This is a genomic window from Microbacterium aurum (assembly GCF_016907815.1).
Classification (GTDB): domain Bacteria; phylum Actinomycetota; class Actinomycetes; order Actinomycetales; family Microbacteriaceae; genus Microbacterium; species Microbacterium aurum.
Map to the genome: position 1 here is coordinate 2,607,067 of NZ_JAFBCQ010000001.1, position 22,901 is coordinate 2,629,967.

19 protein-coding genes are annotated in these 22,901 nt (G+C 69.9%); 7 read left to right on the forward strand and 12 right to left on the reverse strand.

What is annotated here, in order from left to right; all coding sequences use genetic code 11:
• The first annotated feature begins 74 nt into the window (after window positions 1–74).
• Genes tkt through pgl form a run of 6 tightly spaced genes read left to right on the forward strand, consistent with a single transcriptional unit; the run spans window position 75 to window position 8,196 of the window.
• Complete coding sequence (gene tkt, locus JOD60_RS12855) at window positions 75–2,153, forward strand: transketolase (RefSeq protein ID WP_076690979.1); 2,079 nt, start codon at window positions 75–77, stop codon at window positions 2,151–2,153.
• On the forward strand, window positions 2,150–3,268 hold the full coding sequence (tal, locus tag JOD60_RS12860) for a transaldolase (RefSeq protein ID WP_076690980.1): 1,119 nt from the start codon (window positions 2,150–2,152) through the stop codon (window positions 3,266–3,268). Before tkt ends, tal begins: the two co-directional genes overlap by 4 nt.
• The gene (locus JOD60_RS12865; RefSeq protein ID WP_076690981.1) at window positions 3,265–4,893 is read left to right on the forward strand and encodes a phosphoglucose isomerase-related protein; all 1,629 of its coding nucleotides are present in this window, start codon (window positions 3,265–3,267) and stop codon (window positions 4,891–4,893) included. The genes tal and JOD60_RS12865 overlap by 4 nt, the downstream gene beginning before the upstream one ends.
• Before the next feature lie 26 nt (window positions 4,894–4,919).
• A complete protein-coding gene (zwf, locus tag JOD60_RS12870) occupies window positions 4,920–6,470 on the forward strand; it encodes a glucose-6-phosphate dehydrogenase (protein ID WP_076690982.1) in 1,551 nt (516 codons plus the stop codon).
• Entirely contained in the window at window positions 6,467–7,408 is a 942-nt protein-coding gene (locus JOD60_RS12875) for a glucose-6-phosphate dehydrogenase assembly protein OpcA (RefSeq protein WP_076690983.1), read from the forward strand. The genes zwf and JOD60_RS12875 overlap by 4 nt, the downstream gene beginning before the upstream one ends.
• 8 nt (window positions 7,409–7,416) lie before the next feature.
• A complete protein-coding gene (pgl, locus tag JOD60_RS12880; RefSeq protein ID WP_076690984.1) occupies window positions 7,417–8,196 on the forward strand; it encodes a 6-phosphogluconolactonase in 780 nt (259 codons plus the stop codon).
• Window positions 8,197–8,244: 48 nt separating this feature from the next.
• On the opposite strand, the gene JOD60_RS12885 is transcribed toward pgl, so the two are convergent.
• From JOD60_RS12885 to JOD60_RS12935, 11 genes are all read right to left on the reverse strand, one after another.
• Window positions 8,245–8,601 (reverse strand): RNA polymerase-binding protein RbpA, encoded by a 357-nt coding sequence (locus JOD60_RS12885; RefSeq protein WP_076690985.1) that lies wholly within the window; start codon window positions 8,599–8,601, stop codon window positions 8,245–8,247.
• Window positions 8,601–8,849, reverse strand: coding sequence for a preprotein translocase subunit SecG (gene secG / locus JOD60_RS12890; RefSeq protein ID WP_076690986.1), 249 nt, complete (start codon window positions 8,847–8,849; stop codon window positions 8,601–8,603). The genes JOD60_RS12885 and secG overlap by 1 nt, the downstream gene beginning before the upstream one ends.
• Before the next feature lie 99 nt (window positions 8,850–8,948).
• On the reverse strand, window positions 8,949–9,731 hold the full coding sequence (gene tpiA, locus JOD60_RS12895) for a triose-phosphate isomerase (protein WP_084202172.1): 783 nt from the start codon (window positions 9,729–9,731) through the stop codon (window positions 8,949–8,951).
• Window positions 9,731–10,948, reverse strand: coding sequence for a phosphoglycerate kinase (locus JOD60_RS12900; protein WP_076690988.1), 1,218 nt, complete (start codon window positions 10,946–10,948; stop codon window positions 9,731–9,733). Before JOD60_RS12900 ends, tpiA begins: the two co-directional genes overlap by 1 nt.
• Before the next feature lie 8 nt (window positions 10,949–10,956).
• On the reverse strand, window positions 10,957–11,967 hold the full coding sequence (gene gap, locus JOD60_RS12905) for a type I glyceraldehyde-3-phosphate dehydrogenase (RefSeq protein ID WP_076690989.1): 1,011 nt from the start codon (window positions 11,965–11,967) through the stop codon (window positions 10,957–10,959).
• A 139-nt stretch (window positions 11,968–12,106) separates the two neighbouring features.
• Window positions 12,107–12,733, reverse strand: a complete 627-nt coding sequence (locus tag JOD60_RS12910) for a superoxide dismutase (RefSeq protein ID WP_076690990.1) — start codon at window positions 12,731–12,733, stop codon at window positions 12,107–12,109.
• A gap of 139 nt (window positions 12,734–12,872) precedes the next feature.
• A complete protein-coding gene (gene whiA, locus JOD60_RS12915) occupies window positions 12,873–13,859 on the reverse strand; it encodes a DNA-binding protein WhiA (RefSeq protein ID WP_076690991.1) in 987 nt (328 codons plus the stop codon).
• 40 nt (window positions 13,860–13,899) lie between these two features.
• Entirely contained in the window at window positions 13,900–14,775 is an 876-nt protein-coding gene (rapZ, locus tag JOD60_RS12920) for an RNase adapter RapZ (protein ID WP_076690992.1), read from the reverse strand.
• A gap of 82 nt (window positions 14,776–14,857) precedes the next feature.
• Window positions 14,858–16,876: an excinuclease ABC subunit UvrC gene (uvrC, locus tag JOD60_RS12925; protein ID WP_084202014.1), complete on the reverse strand. Its 2,019-nt coding sequence runs from the start codon at window positions 16,874–16,876 to the stop codon at window positions 14,858–14,860.
• Window positions 16,876–19,788 (reverse strand): excinuclease ABC subunit UvrA, encoded by a 2,913-nt coding sequence (gene uvrA, locus JOD60_RS12930; protein WP_076690993.1) that lies wholly within the window; start codon window positions 19,786–19,788, stop codon window positions 16,876–16,878. The genes uvrC and uvrA overlap by 1 nt, the downstream gene beginning before the upstream one ends.
• Window positions 19,789–19,827: 39 nt before the next feature.
• Window positions 19,828–20,334 (reverse strand): MarR family winged helix-turn-helix transcriptional regulator, encoded by a 507-nt coding sequence (locus tag JOD60_RS12935; RefSeq protein ID WP_076690994.1) that lies wholly within the window; start codon window positions 20,332–20,334, stop codon window positions 19,828–19,830.
• Between the two features lie 33 nt (window positions 20,335–20,367).
• Here JOD60_RS12935 and JOD60_RS12940 point away from each other — a divergent pair, with 33 nt between their 5' ends.
• Window positions 20,368–20,613, forward strand: coding sequence for a hypothetical protein (locus tag JOD60_RS12940; RefSeq protein WP_076690995.1), 246 nt, complete (start codon window positions 20,368–20,370; stop codon window positions 20,611–20,613).
• Window positions 20,614–20,763: 150 nt separating this feature from the next.
• Here the strand turns inward: JOD60_RS12940 and uvrB are convergent, their stop codons facing one another.
• The gene (gene uvrB / locus JOD60_RS12945; protein ID WP_076690996.1) at window positions 20,764–22,845 is read right to left on the reverse strand and encodes an excinuclease ABC subunit UvrB; all 2,082 of its coding nucleotides are present in this window, start codon (window positions 22,843–22,845) and stop codon (window positions 20,764–20,766) included.
• Between the last annotated feature and the right edge of the window lie 56 nt (window positions 22,846–22,901).

The following is a 22,901-nucleotide window of genomic DNA, read 5'->3' on the forward strand; positions in this document are numbered from 1 at the left end:
CGCGCGCGACGCCGACTCCTCCCCCCCCGGAAAAGATCCTGCGGCCGCGCACGTGCCCCGACGAAAGGCGAAGCGTGTCAGATCTGCTGTGGGAAGAGATCGATCGGCGCGCGGTGGACACCGCGCGGGTGCTGGCGGCGGATGCCGTGGAGAAGGTCGGCAACGGCCACCCCGGCACTGCGATGAGCCTGGCCCCGGCGGCCTACCTGCTGTATCAGCGGGTGCTGCGCCACGACCCGGCCGACACGCACTGGATCGGTCGCGACCGGTTCATCCTCTCGGCGGGTCACTCGTCGCTGACGCAGTACGTGCAGCTGTACCTGGGCGGGTTCGGTCTGGAGCTGAAGGACCTCAAGGCGCTGCGCACGTGGGGTTCGCTCACTCCGGGTCACCCGGAGTACGGGCACACGAAGGGCGTGGAGATCACGACCGGCCCGCTGGGGCAGGGACTGTCCTCCGCGGTCGGGTTCGCGTACGCGGCGCGCTACGAGCGCGGTCTGTTCGACCCGGAGGCGCCGGCGGGTGAGAGCCCGTTCGACCACTTCGTGTACGTGATCGCCAGTGACGGCGACCTGCAGGAGGGTGTGACCAGTGAGGCGTCGAGCCTGGCGGGTCACCAGGAGCTCGGCAACCTGATCGCGATCTACGACTCCAACCAGATCTCCATCGAGGACGACACCAACGTCGCGTTCACGGAGGATGTCGCCCAGCGTTACGACGCGTACGGCTGGCACGTGCAGACAGTGGACTGGAAGCGGACCGGCGAGTATGTCGAGGACGTCGCCGAGCTGTACGCGGCGATCCAGGCTGCGCAGGGCGTGACCGACAAGCCGTCGCTGATCATCCTCAAGACCATCATCGGGTGGCCCTCGCCCGGCAAGCAGAACACCGGCAAGATCCACGGCTCCGCACTCGGCGCCGACGAGCTCGCCGCGACGAAGAAGGTGCTCGGGTTCGACCCGGAGCAGTCGTTCGTCGTTGCCGACGACGTCATCGCACACACCCGCAAGCTCGCCGAGCGTGCCGCCGAGGCGCGCGCCGCGTGGCAGGCGGACTTCGATGCGTGGGCTGCGGCGAACCCGGAGCGCAAGGCGCTGCTGGACCGCCTCGAGGCGGGCGCGCTGCCCGCGGACCTGTCCGCACCGACGTTCGAGGCCGGCAAGGACGTGTCCACCCGCGCCGCATCGGGTCAGGTCATCAACGCCCTCGCCGCGCAGCTCCCGGAGCTGTGGGGCGGGTCGGCGGACCTCGCCGAGTCGAACCTCACGACGATCAAGGATGCCAAGAGCTTCATCCCCGCGAAGTGGTCGACCCGCGAGTGGTCGGGCGACCCGTACGGCCGGGTGCTGCACTTCGGCATCCGCGAGCACGCCATGGGCGCGATCGTCAACGGCATCAAGCTGCACGGTCCGACCCGCCCGTTCGGCGGCACGTTCCTGATCTTCAGCGACTACATGCGGCCCGCGGTGCGCCTGGCGGCGCTCATGGACATCCCGTCGGTGTTCGTGTGGACGCACGACTCCGTCGCGCTCGGCGAGGACGGCCCCACCCACCAGCCCATCGAGCAGCTGTCCACGCTGCGCCTCATCCCGAACTTCACCGTCGTCCGCCCCGCGGACGCGAACGAGACGTCCGCGGCGTGGCTGGAGATCGTCCGCCGCACCACGGGCGGCCCGGTCGGGATCGCGCTCACCCGTCAGAACATCCCCGTCTTCCCCCGCGGCGAGGACGGCTTCGCCACGACGGAGGGCGTCGCGAAGGGCGCATACGTGCTCATCGACGCCGACGGCGGCCAGCCCGACGTCATCCTCATCGCCACTGGCTCCGAGGTGCAGCTCGCCGTCCAGGCGCGCGCGACCCTCGCCGCCGAGGGCATCAAGGCCCGCGTCGTGTCGGCGCCGTCGCTGGAGTGGTTCGCGGAGCAGGATGCTGCGTACCGCGAGAGCGTGCTCCCGGCATCCGTCACCGCCCGCGTCTCGGTCGAGGCCGGCTCCACCCCGCTGTGGAAGACCGTCGTCGGCGACCGCGGCCGCTCCGTCGGCATCGACCACTTCGGTGCGTCCGCCGACTACAAGACCCTGTTCGAGAAGTTCGGCGTCACCGCCGACGCGGTCGTGGAAGCGGCTCGCGCAACTGTCAAGGAGAACGCATGAGCACCCCCACGCAGGACCTCGCCGACGCCGGCGTCAGCATCTGGCTGGACGACCTGTCGCGTCAGCGCATCACCACCGGCAACCTGCAGGAGCTCATCGAGACCCGCAACGTCGTCGGCGTCACCACCAACCCGACGATCTTCCAGGGCGCCATCTCGGCAGGCGTCGGCTATGAAGAGGCCATCGCGGCGCAGGCGAGCGCCGGCGCCACGGCCGATGACGCGATCTTCGCGCTGACCACCACCGACGTGCGCGACGCGTGCGACATCTTCCGGCCGATCTACGACGCGACCGACGGCATCGACGGCCGCGTGTCGATCGAGGTCTCCCCCGACCTCGCCCACGACACCGCCGCGACCGTCGCGGAGGCCAAGAAGCTGCACGCCGCCGTCGACCGCCCGAACGTCCTCATCAAGATCCCCGCCACGAAGGCCGGCCTTCCCGCCATCACCGAGGTGATCGCGGCGGGCATCTCGGTCAACGTGACGCTCATCTTCTCGCTCGAGCGCTACGCCGCCGTCATCGACGCCTACCTGGCCGGGCTCGAGCAGGCCCGCTCGGCCGACGTCGAGCTGTCGACGATCCACTCGGTCGCGTCGTTCTTCGTCTCCCGCGTGGACACGGAGGTCGACAAGCGTCTCGCCGCCATCGGCACCGACGACGCCCTCGCGCTGAAGGGCCTCGCCGGCATCGCCAACGCGCGTCTCGCCTACGAGCTGTTCGAGCAGCGCTTCGCCGACAAGCGCGCGCAGGACCTCGTATCGGCAGGCGCGAACCTGCAGCGTCCGCTCTGGGCGTCCACGGGCGTCAAGGACCCGGCCCTCCCCGACACGCTCTATGTCACCGAGCTCGTCGCGCCCGGCACCGTGAACACGATGCCCGAGAAGACGCTCCAGGCCACGTTCGACCACGGCGTCATCGCCGGCGACACCGTGACCGGCACGTATGCCGCGTCGCACCAGGTCTTCGACGACCTCGCCGCGGCCGGTGTCGACCTCGAGGACGTGACGCAGCTACTCGAGGACGAGGGCGTGGACAAGTTCATCGCCTCGTGGCACGAGCTGCAGCAGACTGTCGCCACCGCGCTGGACGCCGCCGCGGAGAACGACCGGTGAGTTTCGAGATCCACGTCTCGGGTCACGTGCGGGATGTCGTCGAGCGGGAGCTGCCCGGCCTCGTCGACAGCCTGATCGCCAGCGGCATCACCGCCGGCGACGCGGACCTGTGGGGCCCCGACGCCGCCGCAGAAGCGGCGCGGCGTCTGGGCTGGGTGGACGCCGTCACGGTGTCGCGCCCCCTCGTGCCCGAGATCCTGGCGCTGCGTGAGGACCTGCTCGCCCGGGGTCTCACCCGCGTCGTGCTCGCCGGGATGGGCGGGTCGTCGCTCGCACCCGAGGTCATCGCGCAGACCGCCGGAGTCCCGCTGGTCATCCTCGATTCGACCGACCCCGGCCAGGTGCTGGCCGCCATCGACGGTGACGCCGAATCGGGCGGGCTCGCCCAGACGGTGCTCGTGGTGGCCTCCAAGTCCGGCTCGACCGTCGAAACCGACTCGGCGCGTCGCGCGTTCGAGGCGGCGTGGAGCGACCTCGGCATCGACCCCGCCGAGCGCATCGTCGTGGTCACCGACCCCGGCTCGCCGCTCGAGGAGTCCGCGCGTGCCGCGGGCTACCGCGTCTTCACGGCGGATCCGAACGTCGGCGGGCGGTACTCCGCCCTGACGGCGTTCGGCCTCGTTCCGTCGGGACTGGCCGGCGTCGACATCGACGAACTGCTCGACGAAGCGGAGGCGACACTGCTCGAGGTCGCCATCGACGACCCCCGCAACCCCGCGCTGGTGCTCGCCGCCGCGATCGCCGGCACGGCAGCGAACGGCGCACGCCGCGACAAGCTCGGCCTCGTCAGCGACGGCACCCACATCGTGGGCCTGCCCGACTGGATCGAGCAGCTCGTGGCCGAGTCGACCGGCAAGAACGGCACCGGCATCCTGCCCGTCGTGCTGCTGCCGGTCTCCCCCGAGGTCGAGCAGACGCCGCACGACGTGCAGATCGTCCGTCTCGTCGACGACGCGGTGCACTTCCGGATCCTCGAGCAGTATCCGGGTGAGGTGCTGATCAGCGGCTCGCTCGGCGCGCAGTTCGTCGTGTGGGAGTACGCGACGGCGATCGCGGGACGGATGCTGGGGATCAACCCGTTCGACCAGCCCGACGTCGAGTCGGCGAAGGAGGCCGCGCGCGGGCTCCTCGACGCCCGCCCGCCGGCGCGGCCGGCGGCGTTCGCCGCCGACGGCGTCGAGGTGCGCGTCTCCGACCCCGCCCTCGCCGCCTCCGGCACCCTCGCCGGCGTGCTCGAGGCGCTGTGGCAGCGCCTGGGCGACGGCGGCTACGTCGCGGTGCAGGCCTACCTCGATCGCACCGCCGTGCCGCAGCTGGCCGGCATCCGCGAACTGATCGCCGCCGACACCGGCCGCCCCACCACCTTCGGCTGGGGTCCCCGGTTCCTGCACTCCACCGGCCAGTACCACAAGGGCGGACCGGCGACCGGCGTGTTCGTCCAGATCCTGGGCTCGGGCGAGATCGATCTCGAGATCCCCGGCAGGCCCTTCACCTTCGGACAGCTGATCGCCGCTCAGGCCGCCGGCGACGCCGACGTCCTCGTCGCGCACGGCCGCCCCGTCATCACCCTGACCCTGACCGACCCGCAGGCCGACGTGCTGTCGCTGTTCGAAGCAGCGCAGTAGTCGCACCCCGCTAGGAGCTCCCCTCGATGACTGCCGAAATCTCGCGCGGCCACAATCCGCTGCGCGATCCCGAGGATCGGCGCCTGAACCGCATCGCCGGTCCCAGCGCGCTCGTGATCTTCGGCGTGACGGGCGACCTGTCCCGCAAGAAGCTCATGCCCGCCGTGTATGACCTCGCGAACCGGGGTCTGCTGCCACCCGGGTTCGCGCTGGTCGGCTTCGCGCGCCGCGACTGGGAGGACCAGGACTTCGCGAACGTCGTCCACGACGCCGTCCGCCAGCACGCGCGCACGCCGTTCCGTGAGGAGACGTGGAAGCAGCTGCTGCAGGGCATCCGCTTCGTCTCCGGCGAGTTCGGCGACGACGACGCGTTCCGCCGGCTGCGCGAGACGGTCGAGAAGCTCGACGTCGAACGCGGCACCATGGGCAACCACGCGTTCTACCTCTCGATCCCGCCGCGCGACTTCCCCATCGTCGCGAAGCAGCTGAAGGACTCCGGACTTGTCGACGACCGGTCCAACAACCCCGACGCGTGGCGTCGCGTCGTCATCGAGAAGCCGTTCGGCAGCGATCTGCAGACGGCGCGTGAGCTGAACGCCGCGCTCGAGGTCGCCTTCCCGGCCGACTCGATCTTCCGCATCGACCACTACCTCGGCAAGGAGACGGTGCAGAACATCCTCGCGCTGCGCTTCGCCAACGAGCTGTACGAGCCGATCTGGAACGCCAACTACGTCGACCACGTGCAGATCACGATGGCCGAGGACATCGGCGTCGGCGGCCGCGCGGGCTACTACGACGGCATCGGCGCGGCACGCGACGTCATCCAGAACCACCTCCTGCAGCTTCTGGCGCTGACCGCCATGGAGGAGCCGATCTCCATGGACGCGAAGGACCTGCGCGCCGAGAAGGAGAAGGTGCTGGCCGCCGTCCGGCTGCCGGAGGACCTGTCGACCGCCACCGCCCGCGGGCAGTACGGCGGCGGCTGGCAGGGCGGCGAGAAGGTCACCGCCTTCCTCGAGGAGGACGGCATGAACCCGCAGTCCACGACCGAGACGTATGCCGCGGTCAAGCTCGAGATCGCCACGCGCCGCTGGGCGGGCGTGCCGTTCTACCTGCGCACCGGCAAGCGCCTCGGTCGCCGCGTCACCGAGATCGCCGTCGTCTTCAAGCGAGCGCCGCAGCACCTGTTCCAGCGCAACCAGACGCTCGAGCTCGGCCAGAACGCGCTCGTCATCCGCGTGCAGCCCGACGAGGGCGTGACGATCCGCTTCGGCTCGAAGGTGCCGGGCGCGGCGAACGAAGTGCGCGACGTGACGATGGACTTCGGCTACGGCCACGCCTTCACCGAGTCGAGCCCGGAGGCGTACGAGCGCCTCATCCTCGACGTCCTGCTCGGCGACCCGCCGCTGTTCCCCCGCCATGAGGAGGTGGAGCTGTCGTGGAAGATCCTCGATCCGGTCGAGGAGTTCTGGGCAGCCCAGGGCGGCCCGCTCGAGCAGTACTCCCCCGGATCGTGGGGTCCCCCGTCCGCCGATGAGCTCTTGGCCCGTGACGGCCGCGTCTGGAGGCGCCCGTGATCGTCGACCTGCCCGACACCACGGTGTCGAAAATCGCCCGCTCGCTCGTCAGTGTGCGTGAAGAGGGCGGCGCCGTCGCTCTCGGCCGCGTGCTGACGCTCGTCATCGTGACGGCCCAGGGCCTGCAGGAAGAAGCCATCGAGGCCGCCAACGACGCCTCCCGCGAGCACCCGATGCGCGTCATCGTGCTGATCGCCGATCCCACGGGCGAGCCGAAGCTCGACGCGCAGATTCGCGTGGGCGGCGACGCCGGCGCGAGCGAGGTCGTCGTGCTGCGCGCCTACGGCGAAGCGGCCAGCAACCAGGAGGGTCTCGTCACGGGGCTGCTCCTCCCCGACGCCCCAGTGGTGGCGTGGTGGCCGGACTTCCCGCCGGCGGTGCCGGCGGCATCCGACATCGGCCGCATGGCACAGCGTCGCATCACCGACGCGTCGACCAAGCCCTACACGAGCGACCGGCTCTCGCAGCTGGGCGCCTCGTACGCCCCCGGCGACACCGACCTCGCATGGACCCGGCTCACCCACTGGCGCGAACAGCTGGCGGCGGTGCTGGACCAGCCCCCGTACGAGCCGGTGACGGCCGTCGAGGTCGTCGGCGCCGGCAGCTCGCCCTCGACGGGCCTGCTCGCGGCATGGCTGCGCCTGAAGCTCGACGTGCCCGTGGCGTGGCGCTACTCGCCGCCCGAGGAGTGGGAGCACGGCATCCAGAAGGTGCGACTGACGCGCGCGAGCGGCGACATCGTGCTGGAGCGCAGCAACGACATCGACGCGACGCTGACCCAGCCCGGTCAGCCCTCGCACGACATCGTGCTGCCGCGACGGACGCTCCGGGAGTGCCTCGCCGAAGAGCTGCGCCGACTCGATCCCGACCTCCTGTATGGTCGAGTGATCACGGAGGGATGGGGGCTCATCGGGCCCCCGGCCACCGCCGAATCCTAGGAGTTCCGATGGCGCAATTGTGGACGGCGAAGCGGGTCGTGATCAGTCCCGATGCGCCGACTCTGGCGGATGCGGTGGCCTCCCGCCTGCTCTCGCGACTGGCCAAGCGGTCCGCGGCGGGCAAGACCTCCCACCTCGCGCTCGCGGGTGGCGCCATCGGCACCGCCGTGCTGCGCGCCGCGGGCGATCATGCGTCCGGTCATGACATCGACTGGTCGCTCGTCCATTTCTGGTGGGGCGATGAGGTGTTCGCGCCGCGCGCCGACGCGGGGCGGCACGAGCAGGCGGCGCGCGCCGCGCTGATCGATCGGATCGATGTGCCCGCGCGGAACGTGCACGCCATCGCCGGTGCCGATGAGGCGACGGATCAGGATGCCGCGGCCGCCGCCTACGCCGCCGAGCTCGCTCGCTTCGGCGAGGACGATCGGCCCTGGCCGGATTTCTACGTCTGCTTCCTCGGCGTCGGATCCGACGGGCACATCTCGTCGCTGTTCCCCGACCGCTCGGCGATCCAGGTGACCGACCGCAGCGTCGTGGCGGTGCGCGAAGCGCCCAAGCCCCCGGCCGAGCGGATCACCCTGACCCGGCCGGTCATCAACTCGGCGCGCTGCGTGTGGCTCGTCGTCTCGGGCAGTGACAAGGCGGCGGCGCTGGGGCTCGCCCTCGCGGGGGCGAGCTACGAGACGGTGCCCGCCGCGGGCGCGAAGGGACGCAAGCGCACGCTCTTCTTCGTCGACGAGGCCGCGGCCGTGGGTGTCCCGCCCGAGCTCATCGACCAGGACTTTTGAGCCGAAACCCCTCGAGTCGAAGCCGCCGCTGCGCCGAGGAGCGCGTGATCAGCTCTGGCCGCGACGGTCGCGCAGCTGCTGCAACGCGTCCTCGAGGAGGGCGTCGGCCTCTTCCTCGGTGCGACGCTCCTTCACGTAGGCCAGGTGCGTCTTGTACGGCTCGGTCTTGGCGAGCGCCGGCGGGTTCTCCTTGTCGCGCCCGGCGGGAAGGCCGGAGTGCGGCGAGTCGATGACCTCGGGGATCTCCTCCTCGGCGATGCCCGCCGCAAAGTAGCGGACGGTCTCGTTGCCGAGGGCGTCCCAGTACGACACCGCGATGCGGTCGGCGTGGTGCCCGTGGTCCTGCTCGCCCATGGGTCCGGCACCGACACGGGTGCCGCGGATTGCGTTTCCTCCGGTGGCCATCAGATCCCCTGGAACTTGGTGATGAGGCCCAGCGCGACGATCGCGACGAACCAGATGAGAGCGAGGACGACCGTGAAACGGTTGAGGTTGCGCTCGGCCAGACCCGACGACCCCAGCGCGGAGCTCATGCCGCCGCCGAACATGTCTGAGAGACCGCCACCGCGTCCCTTGTGCAGCAGGATCAGGAGGGTCAGCAGGAGGCTGGTGATGCCCAGCAGCACCTGCAGCACGAACTCGAGGATGTCCACAGTCGATGAAGCCTTTCGCGGCGCCGCGTCAGGGCGCACAAAGGTCGAGTATACCGGTCGGGGGCACCTCGACGGATGAGGCGCCCCCGACCGACGGCGTCAGACGCCGACGTGCTTCTGGTAGCGGATGATCGCGGCGAACTCGTCGGCGACGAGGCTCGCTCCCCCCACCAGCGCGCCGTCGACGTCGGGCTCGCGCATGAAGCTCGCGATGTTGCCCGACTTCACGGACCCGCCGTACAGGATGCGCGTGCGCGCCGCCGCATCCGCACCGAGCTTGTCGGCGACGACCTGGCGCACGGCGGCACAGACCTCCTGCGCCTGCTCGGGCGAGGCCACCTGACCGGTGCCGATCGCCCAGACGGGCTCGTAGGCCACGACGATGTCGGCGTCGGCCGGCACGCCCTCAAGCGCCACCTGCAGCTGCGCAACCGACACCGCGGTGGGGCCCGACTCCTCACGCTGCTCCAGCGTCTCGCCGACGCAGATGACGGGGACGAGCCCGTGCCTCAGTGCGGCCTGCACCTTGGCGGCGACGATCTCGTCGGTCTCGTGGTGGTACTGACGGCGCTCGGAGTGGCCGATGATCACGTAGCGGCAGGCCAGCTTGCTGAGGAACGCGCCGGAGATCTCCCCGGTGTAGGCACCCGCATCGTGCATCGAGAGGTCCTGCGCGCCCAGCGCGAACGGGATCTTGTCGGCGTCGAGCAGCGTCTGCACGGTGCGCAGGCCGGTGTACGGCGGGAAGACCGCCACCTCGACCGAGCCGTCTTCGTGACCGGCATCCTTCAGCGTCCAGTGCAGCTTCTGCACGAACGCGACCGCCTGCAGGTGGTCGAGGTTCATCTTCCAGTTGCCGGCGATGAGCGGTGTGCGCGCCATCAGGCCTCCCATCCCAGGATCTCCAGTCCGGGGAGCTTCTTGCCCTCCAGGAACTCCAGGCTCGCGCCGCCGCCGGTCGAGATGTGACCGAACCGGTCGTCCTCGAAGCCGAGCTGACGCACCGCCGCGGCGGAGTCGCCGCCGCCGACGACCGACAGGCCGTCGACCTCGGTGAGCGCCTGCGCGATGGCCTTGGTGCCGGCGGCGAACGCCGGCATCTCGAACACGCCCATGGGACCGTTCCAGAAGACCGTCTTCGACCCGCGGATCGCATCGGCGAAGATCTTCGCCGTCTCCGGGCCGATGTCCAGGCCCATCCCGTCGGCGCCGAAGGGCGTGTCCTCCAGCGCGTCAGCCGCCGCGACGACGTGGTCGGCGTCGGCCGCGAAGCCCGACGCCATGACGGCGTCGACCGGAAGGATCAGCTCGACGCCCTTCTCGGCCGCCGCACTGATGTAGCCCTTGACGGTGTCGATCTGGTCGGCCTCGAGCAGGCTCTTGCCCACCTTGTGGCCCTGCGCGGCGAGGAACGTGAACATCATCCCGCCACCGACGAGGATCTTGTCGGCGCGCGGCAGCAGGTGCTCGATAACGCCCAGCTTGTCGCTGACCTTCGAGCCGCCGAGGACGACGGCGTACGGGCGCTCCGGGTTCTCGGTCAGGCGGTCGAGGACGTCGACCTCCTTCTCGATGAGGAAGCCCGCCGCGGACGGCAGCAGCTCGGCCAGCTCGTAGACCGAGGCCTGCTTGCGGTGCACGACGCCGAAGCCGTCGGAGACGAGGGCGTCGCCGAGGGCGGCGAGCTGCTCGGCGAACGCGCGGCGCTCCCCGACATCCTTCGCCGTCTCCCCCGGGTTGAACCGGAGGTTCTCGATGACGGCGACGTCCCCGTCTTCGAGAGCGGCGACGGCGTCGCGCGCGGAGTCGCCGACGGTGTCGCGCGCGAACGCGACCGGCGTGCCGAGCAGCTCCGACAGCCGCTGGGCGACCGGCGCGAGGCTGTACTTCGCGTCGGGGGCGCCGTCGGGACGGCCCAGGTGCGAGCACGCGATGACGCGCGCGCCCTGGTTGATGAGGTGATTGAGAGTGGGAAGAGCCGCCCGGATACGGCCATCGTCCGTGATGACGCCCTCTTTCAGAGGGACGTTGAAGTCAGCACGGACGATGACGCGCTTACCGGCCAGCGAACCCAGCGAATCGAGGGTGCGCAGAGCCATGGGGTGCCTCAGAGCTTGCTGGCGACGAGCTCGGTGAGGTCGACGAGACGGTTCGAGTAGCCCCACTCGTTGTCGTACCAGGACGACACCTTGACGAGGTTGCCCGAGACGTTGGTCTGACCGGCGTCGAACACCGACGAGTGCGGGTCGAGCTGGATGTCGCTGGAGACGATCGGGTCCTCGTTGTACTTGAGGTAGCCGACGAGGGGACCCTCGGCGGCGGCCTTCTTGTACGCCTCGTTGATCTGCTCGACGGTCAGGCCCTCGGTCGGGGTGATGATCGTGAGGTCGACGATGGAGCCGGTGGGCACCGGGACGCGGTACGAGGAGCCGGAGAGCTTGCCGTTGAGCTCGGGCAGCACGAGGCCGATCGCCTTGGCGGCACCGGTGGAGGCCGGCACGATGTTGATCGCGGCGGCGCGGGCGCGGTGCAGGTCGCTGTGCGGACCGTCCTGCAGGTTCTGGTCGGCGGTGTACGCGTGCGCCGTCATCATGAAGCCGCGCTCGATGCCGAAGTTGTCGTTGAAGACCTGGGCCAGCGGCGCGAGGCAGTTCGTGGTGCACGACGCGTTGGAGATGATGTGCATCGTCTCGGAGTCGTACGAGGCGTCGTTGACGCCCATGACGAACGTGCCGTCGACGTCGGTGCCGGGCGCGGAGATGATGACCTTCTTCGCCCCGCCGTCGATGTGCTTGCGCGCGTCGACAGCCTTGGTGAAGCGGCCCGTGGACTCGATGACGACGTCCACGCCGAGCTCACCCCAGGGAAGGTTCGCGGGGTCGCGCTCCTCGAAGACCTTGATGGCCTTGCCGTTGACCGTGATGGAGTCCGCGTCGTACGAGACCTCCGCGTCGAGGCGTCCGCCGACGGAGTCGTACTTGAGGAGGTGAGCGAGGGTCTTGTTGTCGGTGAGGTCGTTCACCGCCACGATGTCGAGGTCCGCGCCCTGCTCGAGGGCAGCGCGGAGGAAGTTTCGTCCGATACGGCCGAAGCCGTTGATTCCGATCTTGACAGACACGTTGTCTCCCGTTTCCTGTCGCGCCGGTGGCGCCGAACTGGACGCACCGCGATCGCGATCTCTTCGATAGGAAAGAGGATGCCGGGTCTCCCCGTTACCGGGCGGAACCCGGCATCCTCACCTGGTCACGACACTACTACTAGACAAGTCCCGCCGTCTTGTCGCGAGCCGTCGAAAAGCGCTCCGCGACGTTGGACCAGTTCGCGATGTTCCAGACCGCCTTGACGTAGTCCGCCTTGACGTTGAGGTAGTCGAGGTAGAAGGCGTGCTCCCACATGTCGAGCTGGAAGATCGGCACCGTCCCCTGGGCGGTGTTGGACTGCTGGTCGAACAGCTGCTGGATGATCAGCTGCTGGCCGATGACGTCCCAGCTGAGCACGGCCCAGCCGGAGCCCTGGATGCCGGTCGCGGCGGCCGTGAAGTGGGCTTGGAAGGTGTCGAAGCCGCCGAAGAACTCGTCGATCGCGGCCGCCAGCTCGCCCTCGGGCTGTCCGCCGCCGCCGTCGTTCGCGGGGGCCAGGTTCGTCCAGAAGATCGAGTGGTTGACGTGACCGCCGAGGTTGAACGCGAGGTCCTTCTCGAGCTTGTTCACGTTCGCGAGGTTGCCCGTCTCGCGGGCCTCCGCGAGCTGCTCCAGCGCGGTGTTGGCGCCGGTGACATACGCCTGGTGGTGCTTGTCGTGATGCAGCTGCATGATCTTTCCGCTGATGTGCGGTTCGAGCGCCGCGAAGTCGTAGGGGAGGTCGGGCAGCGTGTAGATCGCCATGTTCTCTTCTTCCTGTCGTCGGCGCCGCAGCAGACACTGCAGCGATGGGACGTTGCCATCCTATTGAGGTGCAACGCCCGCGTCAGGGGGTTGTTCCCGTCATCGCGGCGGATGCCGGGAATGCGCGATGGCGGCGCGGTCAGTCCTCGAGGCCCTCGGGCACGGCGGCGTCGGTGCCGGGGATGCCGTCCTGGGTCGCCTTCTTGTCGGCCATGGCGAGCAGCCGGCGGATGCGACCGGCCACGGCATCCTTCGTCAACGGCGGGTCGGCGTGGTGACCGAGCTCGTCCAGGCTCGCGTCGCGGTGGGCCAGGCGCAGCTCCCCCGCCTCGCGCAGGTGCTCGGGCACCTCGTCGCCGAGGATCTCCAGGGCGCGTTCGACACGCGCGCAGGCGGCCACGGCGGCCTGCGCCGAACGGCGCAGGTTCGCGTCGTCGAAGTTCACCAGGCGGTTGACGCCGGCGCGCACCTCGCGGCGCTGCCGCTGCTCCTCCCACGCCTGCGCCGTGCGGGTGGCCCCCATCTCGGCCAGCGCGACGCGGATCGCCTCGCCGTCGCGGACGACGACGCGCGGAACGCCGCGCACCTCGCGCGCCTTCGCCGCGATGCCCAGGCGATGACCGGCACCGACGAGCGCCATGGCGGCCTCACCGGACGGGCAGGAGATCTCCAGTGCCGCCGAGCGGCCAGGATCGGACAGGGCGCCGGCGGCGAGGAACGCTCCGCGCCAGACGGCCGCCAGATCGTGCCGGGCGCCGGTGGTCAGCTTGTTGGGCAGGCCGCGCACCGGGCGACGGCGCGCGTCGAGCAGACCGGTCTGGCGGGCGAGGGTCTCGCCGCCGTCGATCACGCGGACCGCGTAGTGGCCGCCGACGCGTCCGCTCGCCCCGCCCGACGCCTGCACGCGGTGCAGCTCGGGACGCACGCCGTACAGTTCCATGATGTCGCGCGCGACGCGGCGGGCCAGCGGGTCGGTCTCCAGTTCGGCCTCGACGGCGACGCGTCCGGCGATGGAGTGCAGGCCCCCGGAGAAGCGCAGGATCGCGGTCAGTTCCGCCACGCGAGCCGTGGGACGAGGGTCGCGGATCGCGGCCAGCTCGGTCTTCACGTCTGCAGTGGGCGACACGGCGATCCTTCGGTCGAAGCGGGGGGAACGAGAGACCAGCCTACTCGCGCCCGAGGTCCCGATGCTTCACGCGGACGGCGACCCCGGGCAGCTCCGCCAGCCGGTCGGCGAGTTCCAGGGTCGTCACGACGGAGCGATGCTTGCCGCCGGTGCATCCGATCGCGAGCACGGAGTGCCGCTTGTTCTCGCGCTGGTACCCCTCCAGCACGGGGCGCAGCGCGAGGGCGTACGCGTCGATGAACTCGCGTGCGCCGGGCTGCGCCAGCACATAGTCGCGCACCGACTCCTCCTCGCCGGTGTGGCCCTTCAGCTCCGGGATCCAGAACGGATTCGGGAGGAACCTCATGTCGGCGACGAGATCGACGTCGGTGGGCAGTCCGTACTTGAACCCGAAGCTCATCACCGTGATGGTGTGCCGCGCGGCGCCCTCTTCGCTGAACAGGTCGACGACGCGCGTGGCCAGCTGGTGGATGTTCATGGCACTCGTGTCGATGATGACGTCGGCGCCTTCGCGGATCGCGGCGACCCGCTCGCGCTCGCGACGGATGCCGTCGAGGATCGTTCCGTCGCCCTGCAGCGGATGCGGGCGGCGCACCGACTCGAACCGGCGCACCAGCACGTCGTCGGACGCATCGAGGAAGAGCACGCGCACGGGGCGACCACCGCGCAGCGCGCTGGTGACCGCGGGCAGCGCCCGGAACAGCTCCCGTCCGCGGACGTCGACGACGGCGGCGATCTTCGGCAGGGCGCCGCCGGCCATCTCCGTCAGCTCCAGCAGCGGGCCGAGCATCTGCGGCGGGAGGTTGTCGACGACGTACCAGTCGAGGTCCTCCAGGGCGTTGGCGGCCGTCGTCCGCCCCGCGCCCGACATGCCCGTGACGATGAGGACCTCGCCGGCCGGCTGGTCGTCTGCCACGTTCCCTCCCCAGATCGGTCGGCTCCCCGACCATCGGCACGGTGGCCGACGCGGACGGACCGAACCGGCCCGCTCCCCCAGCCTACCGACCGGAGGATGACTCCCGGACGGCGGGTGCCTCCCGGCCGGCGGAGGCGTTCCCGCCTGCGGATGCCTCCCGTCCGGACGACCCCTCCCGGTCGGCGAGCCGCTGGGCGATCGCGGCCGCCAGCTTGGGTCCGATGCCGGGCAGCGCCGTCATCTCCTCCGCCGACGCCTGGCTCAGCGCGGCGACGGAGCCGAAGTGGCGCAGCAGCGCCTTGATGCGCGCCTGCCCGAGGCCGGGCACCTCGCCGAGCACCGTGGTGATGTCGCGCCGGCGGCGCTTGCGCTGATGCGTGATCGCGAACCGGTGGGCCTCGTCGCGCAGCCGCTGCAGCAGGTACAGCGCTTCGGAGGTGCGCGGCAGGATGACCGGGTACTCCTCGCCCGGGAGCCAGATCTCTTCGAGCCGCTTCGCGATGCCGCACAGAGCGATCTCGGTGTGCCCGGCATCCTCCAGGGCGCGGGCGGCCGCGGCGACCTGCGGCGCGCCGCCGTCGACCACGAGAAGCTGCGGGCGGTAGGCGAAGCGGGGGCGCTTGCGTTCGGTGACGACGGGCGCCTCCGCGCCGTCCGGTCCGGCGGGGGCGGATGCCGCGGCATCCGCCGCCCCGCTCTCGCCCGCAGCATCGTCACGGTCCACGTGCGCCAGCCGCCGGGTCAGCACCTGATAGATCGAGTCGGTGTCGTCGGTGGTCTCGCCGACCCCGAACGAGCGGTACTGGTCCTTGCGCGGCAGACCGTCCTCGAAAACCACCATCGAGGCGACCACGTTGGTGCCCGACAGGTGCGACACGTCGTAGCACTCGATGCGCAGCGGCGCCTCGGCGAGCCCCAGCGCGACCTGCAGGTCGGTGAGCGCCTTGGTGCGTGCGGTGTAGTCGGACGTGCGGCGCGTCTTGTGCAGCAGCAGGGCCTGCTGAGCGTTGAGGGTCGCCGTCCGCATCAGGTCGGCCTTGCGCCCACGCTGTGCCACCTGGATCGACACCCGCTTGCCGCGACGCTCCTGCAGCCACTGCTCCAGGTCGGCGGCATCGTCCGGCAGCGACGGGACGAGCACCTGCCGTGGGATCTCGCCGGGCCCGGCCGGTCCATAGGTGCGCTGGAGCACCTGGTCGACGAGGTCGGCGCCGGAGATGTCCAGCTCCTTGTCGATCGTGGTCGCCCTCACGCCGCGCACGCGTCCGCCGCGCACCACGAAGTGCTGCACGGCGGCGGAGAGCTCGTCCTCCGCGATGCCGAACAGGTCGGCATCGGTGTCTTCGGCGAGCACGAGCGAACTGCGGCTGAGGACCGCGTCGATCGCCTGCAGCCGGTCGCGATACAGCGCCGCCGACTCGTAGTCCATCGCGGCGGACGCCTCGCGCATGCGCCGCGTGAGGTCTCGTGTGAACCGCTGGTCACCGCCGGCCATGAACGCGACGAAGTCGTCGACGATCGCGCGGTGCTCCTCGATCGTGACCTTCATGGAGCACGGGCCGCCGCAGCGGCCGATCTGACCGGGGAAGCAGGGGCGCCCCGAGGCCATCGCCTTCTTGTACGACGAGTCCGAGCACGTCCGGATGGGGAACACCTTGATCATCAGATCGATGGTGTCGTGCACCGCCCACACCTTGGGGTACGGACCGAAGTAGCGCGCACCGGGGATGCGGCGGTTGCGGGTCACGATGACGCGCGGCGCCTCGTCGGCGAGCGTGATCGCCATGTACGGGTAGGACTTGTCGTCCTTGTACCGGACGTTGTACGGCGGATCGAACTCCTTGATCCACATGTACTCCAGCTGCAGCGAGTCGACGTCCGTCGGGACGACCGTCCACTCCACCGACGACGCCGACGTCACCATGCGCCGCGTCCGCTCGTGGAGCGTGTGCAGCGGCGCGAAGTAGTTCGACAACCGCGCCCGGAGGTTCTTCGCCTTGCCGACGTAGAGAACCCGCCCGTCCGCGTCGCGGAAGCGGTACACACCCGGCTGGGTGGGGATCTCGCCCGGTCTCGGCTTGTACGGCAGGGCTGCGGCCATCAGCCCGCCTTGCGCTCGAGCTCGCGCTCCTCGCCGCGGCCGGCGAGGGACCTGCCCTCCAGGACCTCGGCGAGGAACGCGCCGGTGTGGCTGCCCTCGACCCGGGCGACCTGCTCGGGCGTGCCCGTCGCGACGATCCGGCCGCCGCCGGACCCGCCCTCGGGCCCCAGGTCGATGATCCAGTCGGCCGACTTGATGACGTCGAGGTTGTGCTCGATGACGATGACGGTGTTGCCCTTGTCGACGAGCCCGTTCAGCACCTGCAGCAGCCGGGAGACGTCTTCGAAGTGCAGGCCGGTCGTGGGCTCGTCGAGCACGTAGACGCTGCGGCCGTTGGACCGGCGCTGCAGTTCGGTGGCGAGCTTGACGCGCTGCGCCTCGCCGCCGGACAGCGTCGTCGCCGACTGCCCGAGCCGCACGTAGCCGAGGCCGACGTCGACGAGCGTCTGCAGGTAGCGGTGGATCGCCTGGATCGGCTCGAAGAACTCCGCCGCCTCCGCGATCGGCATCTCGAGGACTTCGGCGATGTTCTTGCCCTTGTAGTGCACGCTGAGCGTGTCGCGGTTGTAGCGCTTGCCGTGGCAGACCTCGCAGTCGACGTACACGTCGGGCAGGAAGTTCATCTCGATCTTGATCGTGCCGTCACCCGAGCACGCCTCGCAGCGTCCGCCCTTGACGTTGAAGCTGAACCGTCCCGGCTGGTAGCCGCGCGTCTTCGCCTCGATCGTCTCGCTGAACAGGGTACGAATGCGGTCGAAGACGCCGGTGTAGGTCGCCGGGTTCGACCGGGGCGTGCGACCGATCGGCGCCTGGTCCACGTGCACGACCTTGTCGAGGTTGTCGAGCCCGGTCACGCGGGTGTGCTTGCCGGCCACGCGGCGGGCGCCGTTGAGCTTCGTGGCGAGGACTTCGTACAGGATGCCGTTGACCAGCGACGACTTGCCCGAGCCGCTCACGCCGGTGACCGCCGTCAAGACGCCGAGCGGGAACTCCGCCGTCACGTTCTGCAGGTTGTTCTCGCGGGCGCCGACCACCGTCAGCATCCGCTTGCGGTCGATCTTGCGGCGCTTCGCGGGCGTCTCGATCGAGCGGCGCCCGCTGAGGTATGCACCGGTCAGCGACCTGTCCTCCTCCAGCAGCGAGGCCAGCGGTCCGGAATGGACGACCTCGCCGCCGTCGACTCCGGCGCGGGGGCCGATGTCGACGATCCAGTCCGACGCGTGCACGGTCTCTTCGTCGTGCTCGACGACGATGAGCGTGTTGCCGAGATCCTTCAGACGCACGAGCGTCTCGATGAGGCGCCGGTTGTCGCGCTGGTGCAGGCCGATCGACGGCTCGTCGAGCACGTACAGCACGCCGGTCAGGCCCGAGCCGATCTGGGTCGCGAGCCGGATGCGCTGCGCTTCGCCGCCGGAGAGGGTGCCGGCCGCGCGGCCGAGGCTCAGATAGTTCAGACCGACCTGGATGAGGAAGTCCAGGCGCGCGCGGATCTCGCGCAGCACGGCGGCGGCGATCTTCGCCTCGCGGTCGGTGAGCTGAAGCTCGGCGAAGTACGTCTGCGCCTCGCCGAGGCTCAGCCGCGACGCGTCGGCGATGGAGTGCCCGTGCACGAGCACCGCGAGCACTTCGGGCTTGAGCCGGTCGCCGGTGCAGACGGGGCAGGGCACCTCGCGCAGGTACTCGGCCCAGCGCTGGCGCTGGGTGTCGGATTCGGCCTGCGTGTACTGGCGCTCGATGTAGGGCACGACGCCCTCGAATCCCGACGAGTACCGCATCTCGCGGCCGTAGCGGTTGCGCCACTTCACCGTGACCTTGTAGTTCTCGCCGCGCAGCACGGCCTCCTTGACCTCGTCCGGCAGCTTCCGCCACGGAGTGTCCAGTGAGAAGCCCAGGTCGTCGGCGAGACCGACGAGCAGTCGCTCGTAGTACTGGTAGAGGCCCTTGCCCTGCGTCGTCCACGGGATGATGACGCCCTCATTGATCGAGAGGTCCTCGTCGCCGAGCATGAGATCGACGTCGACGGACATGCGCGTCCCCAGGCCCGAGCAGGCCGGGCACGCCCCGAACGGCGCGTTGAACGAGAAGGTGCGCGGCTCGATCTCGGTCAGCTGCAGCGGATGCCCGTTGGGGCACGAGAGCTTCTCACTGAAGCTCTGCCACGCGGCATCCCCCTCTTCGTCGACGTAGTTGACCTGCATGATGCCGCCGGCCAGCCCCAGCGCCGTCTCGACGGAGTCGGTGATGCGACCGAGGATGTCGGGGGCGGCGACGAGCCGGTCGACGACGACGGCGATGTCGTGCTTGTAGCTCTTCTTCAGCGCGGGCGGCTCGGCGAGCTGGATGAGGTCGCCGTCGACGACGGCGCGCGCGTATCCCTTCGCGGAGAGCTCCTTGAAGAGATCGACGAACTCGCCCTTCTTCTGCGTCACGACCGGCGCGACGATCTGGTAGCGCGTCCGCTCCGGCAGCTCCATGAGCTGGTCGGCGATCTGCTGCACCGTCTGGCGCTGGATCTGCGCGCCGCACTCGGGGCAGTGCGGCACTCCGATGCGCGCCCACAGCAGGCGCATGTAGTCGTGGATCTCGGTGATCGTGCCGACCGTGGACCGCGGGTTGCGGTTGGTGGACTTCTGGTCGATCGAGACGGCGGGTGAGAGGCCCTCGATGAAGTCGACGTCGGGCCGGTCGACCTGACCGAGGAACTGGCGCGCGTACGCGCTCAGCGACTCGACGTAGCGGCGCTGACCCTCGGCGAAGATCGTGTCGAACGCGAGGCTCGACTTGCCCGATCCGGACAGGCCGGTGAAGACCACGAGGGCGTCCCGTGGGATGTCGAGATCCACGTTCTTGAGGTTGTGGACACGGGCTCCGCGGACACTGAGTTTCGACGCTGCGACGGGGACAATAGGCACCGGACAAGTCTAGGCGGGGCCTCCGACACCGCGGCCGGCTCAGGGCGTCGCAGCCGTTCCGGCGTGCGCTCTGCGCGAACTCGCACCGGCCGCGACCGGGTCTCCCGCGGCCGGTGGTCGGCGCCCGGCGAAGGGAGCGAGGGCGTCGCGGAGGGCGGCGAGCTCACCGGCATCCATCCCGACACGAGCCATGATCTGCTCCGGCACGCCCAGCGCGCGTTCGCGCAGGGCGCCGCCGGCTGACGTGATCGTGATGTCGAGCTGCCGTTCGTCGTCGGCGTTGCGCGCGCGGGAGACGAGCCCCTGCGCCTCCAGGCGCTTCACGAGCGGGGAGAGCGTCGCCGGCTCCATCGCCAGCTCCCCCGCGAGGTTCGCGAGCGAGCGCGGGGCATGCTCCCACAGCGCCAGCATGACGAGGTACTGCGGGTGCGTGAGCCCGAGCGGCTCGAGCACCGGGCGATAGATCGAGACGACGTTGCGGGCCGCGGTGACCAGGGCGAAGCAGAGCTGGTTGTCGAGCTTCAACAGGTCATCGCGGGGGTCCATGTCAGCACTCTATCCGGTTTTGTTAGTACACTAATGATCATGACACGAAACGATCCCGAACGCCCGCCGCTGCGGGAGCGCGTGCGGGCGGCCGGTGGGTGGTACGCCTACTGGAACAGTCGGCTGATCCGCCTCGCCGGTCCCGCATCGGTGGGCCCGTTCGACACCGAGCCCGAGCCCGTGCGCACCGAACGATCGTGTCCACTGTGCGGCCACCCGATGTCGGCGCACACGTTCGACCGCAGCGGCCCCAAACCGCTCATGCACTGCCCGTCCTGACGCGCCGCCGCGCCGCGCTCGCGCGCGTCAGCGCAGGCGCGTCGAGCCGTCGGCGCCGAGCGTCCAGCCGGGGTTGACCGCGACCTCCCACGCGTGCGAGGTCGGCGACGCCCAGCGTCACAAGGCTCAGTCTCTGCTCCATCGGCATCCTCACGCGTGCCCGGCGCGCTCCATCGCGCGCAACTCCTTCTTCAGGTCCTGCACCTCGTCGCGCAGGCGCCCCGCCAGCTCGAACTTCAACTCCGATGCGGCGGCGAGCATCTGGGCGGTGAGATCCTCGATCGTCGCCTCCAGCTGCATGGCGCCCTCGGCGGCGATGCCCTCGCGCCGCAGCTGCGGGGTGGGCGACTTGCCCTTGCCGGACTTGTTCTTCGCCGTGGCACGACCGCCGAGCAGCTCCTGCGTGTCGGAGGCCTCGCGGGCCAGCACGTCGGTGATGTCGGCGATCTTCTTGCGCAGCGGCTGGGGGTCGATGCCGTGCTCGGTGTTGTAGGCGATCTGCTTCTCGCGCCGGCGCTCGGTCTCGTCGATGGCCGAGCGCATCGAGTCGGTCATGTTGTCGGCGTACATGTGCACCTCGCCCGACACGTTGCGCGCCGCACGGCCGATCGTCTGGATGAGCGAGGTGCCGCTGCGGAGGAACCCCTCCTTGTCGGCATCGAGGATCGCGACGAGCGACACCTCGGGCAGGTCGAGGCCCTCGCGCAGCAGGTTGATGCCGACCAGCACGTCGTAGACGCCCTGACGCAGTTCGGTGAGCAGCTCCACGCGCCGCAGGGTGTCGACGTCGGAGTGGAGGTACCGCACGCGCACGCCGTGCTCGCCGAGGAAGTCGGTGAGCTCCTCGGCCATCTTCTTGGTGAGGGTCGTCACGAGCACCCGCTCGTCCCGCTCGACGCGCACGCGGATCTCCTCGAGCAGATCGTCGATCTGTCCCTTCGAGGGCTTGACGATGATCTGCGGGTCGACGAGGCCGGTCGGGCGGATGATCTGCTCGACGACACCGTCGGCGATGCCCATCTCGTACCGGCCGGGCGTCGCCGACAGGTACACGGTCTGGCCGATGCGGTTCTTGAACTCGTCGAAGCGCAGGGGACGGTTGTCCAGGGCGCTGGGCAGTCGGAAGCCGTGGTCGACGAGCGTGCGCTTGCGCGAGGCATCCCCCTCGTACATCGCGCCGATCTGCGGCACCGTCACGTGCGACTCGTCGATCACGAGCAGGAAGTCGTCGGGGAAGAAGTCCAGGAGCGTGTGGGGCGGCTCGCCGGGCTGACGGCCGTCGAGGTGGCGCGAGTAGTTCTCGATGCCGGAGCAGAAGCCGAGTTGCTGCAGCATCTCGAGATCGAACGTCGTGCGCATGCGCAGCCGCTGCGCTTCGAGGAGCTTGCCCTGCCCTTCGAGCTGCTTCAGCCGCTCGCCGAGCTCGTGCTCGATCGTCCCGATGGCGCGCTGGACCGTGTCGGTGCCGGCGACGTAGTGGGATGCCGGGAAGATCGGCACGCTGTCGAGCCGCTGCACGACATCGCCGGTGAGCGGATGCAGCATGTACAGCGCCTCGATCTCGTCGCCGAACAGCTCGATGCGCACGGCGTACTCCTCGTACACCGGGATGATCTCGATGGTGTCGCCGCGCACCCGGAAGTTGCCGCGGGAGAAGTCCACGTCGTTGCGGTTGTACTGCATCGCGATGAACTTGCGGATGAGCGCGTCGCGGTCGTACCGCTCCCCCACCTGCAGCGCGACCATCGCCCGCAGATACTCCTCGGGCGCGCCGAGGCCGTAGATGCACGACACGGTCGAGACAACGACGACGTCACGCCGGCTCAGCAGCGAGTTCGTGGTGGAGTGGCGCAGGCGCTCGACCTCGGCGTTGATCGAGGAGTCCTTCTCGATGAAGGTGTCGGTCTGCGGGACGTACGCCTCAGGCTGGTAGTAGTCGTAGTAGCTGACGAAGTACTCGACGGCGTTGTGCGGCATGAGCTCGCGGAACTCGTTGGCCAGCTGGGCTGCGAGGGTCTTGTTGTGCGCGAGCACGAGCGTCGGCCGCTGCACCTGTTCGACGAGCCATGCGGTCGTGGCCGACTTGCCGGTACCCGTCGCGCCCAGTAGCACGACGTCGGTCTCGCCGGCGTTGATGCGTGCCGCCAGCTCGGCGATCGCCTGCGGCTGGTCGCCGCTGGGCTCGTACTCGCTGACGACCTCGAAGGGGCGCACGGAGCGTGTGGTCTGCATCACTCCAGCGTAGGCGGGGCCTCCGACACCGGCATCGGCGTTCGCCGTGGGCGTGG

Bases quoted from the DNA above. Each gene is read 5' to 3' on its own strand.
- uvrC (WP_084202014.1), bottom strand. From the start codon at position 16,876: ATGGCCGCAGCCCTGCCGTACAAGCCGAGACCGGGCGAGATCCCCACC.
- JOD60_RS12910 (WP_076690990.1), bottom strand. From the start codon at position 12,733: ATGGCGATCTACACGCTGCCCGACCTCCCCTACGACTTCGCGGCGCTC.
- pgl (WP_076690984.1), top strand. From the start codon at position 7,417: ATGGCGCAATTGTGGACGGCGAAGCGGGTCGTGATCAGTCCCGATGCG.
- JOD60_RS12935 (WP_076690994.1), bottom strand. From the start codon at position 20,334: ATGGACCCCCGCGATGACCTGTTGAAGCTCGACAACCAGCTCTGCTTC.
- JOD60_RS12940 (WP_076690995.1), top strand. From the start codon at position 20,368: ATGATCATGACACGAAACGATCCCGAACGCCCGCCGCTGCGGGAGCGC.
- JOD60_RS12900 (WP_076690988.1), bottom strand. From the start codon at position 10,948: ATGGCTCTGCGCACCCTCGATTCGCTGGGTTCGCTGGCCGGTAAGCGC.
- tal (WP_076690980.1), top strand. From the start codon at position 2,150: ATGAGCACCCCCACGCAGGACCTCGCCGACGCCGGCGTCAGCATCTGG.
- JOD60_RS12885 (WP_076690985.1), bottom strand. From the start codon at position 8,601: ATGGCCACCGGAGGAAACGCAATCCGCGGCACCCGTGTCGGTGCCGGA.
- zwf (WP_076690982.1), top strand. From the start codon at position 4,920: ATGACTGCCGAAATCTCGCGCGGCCACAATCCGCTGCGCGATCCCGAG.
- tpiA (WP_084202172.1), bottom strand. From the start codon at position 9,731: ATGGCGCGCACACCGCTCATCGCCGGCAACTGGAAGATGAACCTCGAC.
- uvrB (WP_076690996.1), bottom strand. From the start codon at position 22,845: ATGCAGACCACACGCTCCGTGCGCCCCTTCGAGGTCGTCAGCGAGTAC.